Source organism: Corallococcus sp. 4LFB (assembly GCF_046520365.1).
Taxonomy (GTDB): domain Bacteria; phylum Myxococcota; class Myxococcia; order Myxococcales; family Myxococcaceae; genus Corallococcus; species Corallococcus caeni.
The window spans coordinates 1-1,860 of sequence record NZ_JBKGHJ010000894.1 but is presented as its reverse complement, the minus strand read 5'-3'; the positions used below and the strand labels follow the sequence as shown (position 1 = coordinate 1,860).

Annotated in this window: 3 protein-coding genes and 1 pseudogene; all 4 read right to left on the bottom strand. The window is 74.1% G+C overall.

Going from position 1 to position 1,860, the window contains the following annotated elements; genetic code table 11:
• Positions 1–298, bottom strand: a pseudogene (locus ACLEQD_RS42485) (hypothetical protein); the annotation flags it as partial.
• On the bottom strand, positions 295–573 hold the full coding sequence (locus ACLEQD_RS42480) for a hypothetical protein (protein ID WP_120529476.1): 279 nt from the start codon (positions 571–573) through the stop codon (positions 295–297). The gene ACLEQD_RS42480 and the pseudogene ACLEQD_RS42485, both read right to left, overlap by 4 nt.
• A gap of 115 nt (positions 574–688) precedes the next feature.
• Positions 689–1,384 (bottom strand): dethiobiotin synthase, encoded by a 696-nt coding sequence (gene bioD, locus ACLEQD_RS42475; protein WP_410391665.1) that lies wholly within the window; start codon positions 1,382–1,384, stop codon positions 689–691.
• Positions 1,374–1,860 (bottom strand): aminotransferase class I/II-fold pyridoxal phosphate-dependent enzyme (locus ACLEQD_RS42470; RefSeq protein ID WP_410391664.1); only part of this gene is annotated, 487 nt, incomplete at its 5' end. The genes bioD and ACLEQD_RS42470, both read right to left, overlap by 11 nt.

Below are 1,860 nucleotides of genomic sequence, written 5' to 3'. Positions count from 1 at the left end.
CGAAGGGCGAGGCGGGAGCCGCCCTCCCTGCCGGCGGCGCTGGTAGGGCGCCGTCACGGCGCCGCGCCTGCGACGGGCCGCCGCGTCCTGCGACGGGCTCCGGGAGAAGGGAGGAAGCCGTTGGCGACGCCGCGCCCGCCAGCAGCAGCTCCGCGTCGGGCAGGGGCAGCCCCACGCGGGTGGGGTTGGTCTCCGCCAGGTCCAGCAGGGGCGGCCCGCGCGCGAGGCGCTCGGCGACGGCCTGGGAGAGCGGGTTGGGGGTGCGCGGGAAGGCGGTGCGGAGCGAGAAGCGGCTCACAGCCCCGTCTGGAGCATGGCGCTGGCCACGCGGCGGATCAGCTCGCGGCGCAGCTCCAGGCGGCAGTGCTCGATGGCCTTCTCGTGCGGCCGGGGCAGCTCCGGGTCGCGGGTGCGGATCGCGGTGCGCAGGACCAGCTCGACCTTCGTCGGCTCAATCTGGAACAGCCGCGGACCGTCTTTCTGGAGGAAGTAGGACAGCCCGCGCTGTTCGATGAGCTTCTGGAAGAAGCGTCGGACGTCCGCGAGGAGCGTGATGTCGATGATGTCCGCCATTCGTGCCGGCTTTCTCGCGCGGAAAAAACGGGCCGTCCAGATCACGGCCACCACCACGCGAAAACTTGCGCGACCTGTAGCACGCGCCTCTCCGGCGAACGCGGCGGAGGCCGATTTATCGGGCCCGCGCGCGTTCGGGCACCAGCGGCGCCAGCGCCCGCCGGAACGCCAACCGGCGCTTTCTCGGATCCTCCACATACGGCACGGGACCCAGCACCTCCACCCCGTGGCGGGCCTCCAGGTAGCGCCGGTTGTCCCGCTCCGCCAGGTCGCGTCCGGGCACCCCGCGCGACAGCACCACCGCGCGCACGGACACCTTGCGCGCCGCCAGCGCCTCCAGTGACAGCGCCACGTGGTTGAGCGTGCCCAGCCCCGCGCGCGCCACCAGCACCACCGGCAGGCGGAAGGCCTGGATGAGGTCCACCACGTCGCGCTTGGAGTCCACCGGGACGAACAGCCCCCCTGCCCCCTCCACCACCACCGTCCCGCCCTTCAGTCGCTTCCACGCCGCGAGCGTCACCCCGAAGTCCGGCTCCCGCCCCAGCCGGGCCGCCGCGATGCCCGGGGCCAGCGGCGCCTTGAAGCGGTGCGGACACACGGCGTCCACTGGCAGCGTGCTGCCCGCGGCCTCGCGCATCGCCAGCGCGTCCGACGGGGCCTTCAGCGACGCGCAGCCGCTCTCATAGGGCTTGAAGCCCTGGGGCGCGCAGCCCGCGTCCTTCAGGAGCGACAGCAGCGCGCACGACACCTGCGTCTTGCCCACGCCGGTGTCCGTGCCGGTGACGAAGAACTGGAGTGCTTCAGGGGCCACGGGAGACTCCCACCCGGCGCAGGACCTCCAGCGCCAGGTCGATATGGCCCGTCGTGTGGGCCGCGGAGAGACAGAAGCGCAGGCGGCTGGTGCCGTCCGGCACGGTGGGCGGACGGATGGCCTTCACCAGCAGGCCCGCGTCGCGCAGGCGCCTCGCCGCGTCCAGCGCGCGCGAGGGCTCGCCCAGGATGACCGGGAAGATGGCGCTCCGGGCTTGCGCGGGCAGGCCCAGGGCGCGCAAGCCCTCGGTGAAGCGGTGGATGTGGCCCCACAGCCGCTCGCGCGGGGCCGGGTCGTGCTCCACCAGGTCCACGGCGCATTCGGCGCCGGCGCACAGGGCGGCGGGCAGCGCGGTGGAGTAGACGAACGGCCGCGCGCGGCTCACCAGCAGGTCCGCCACCGCGCGCGAGGTGGCCACGTACGCCCCCAGCCCGCCCAGCGCCTTGCTCAGCGTGCCCATGCGCAGGTCCACCCGG

Bases quoted from the DNA above. Each gene is read 5' to 3' on its own strand.
- ACLEQD_RS42480 (WP_120529476.1), bottom strand. From the start codon at position 573: ATGGCGGACATCATCGACATCACGCTCCTCGCGGACGTCCGACGCTTC.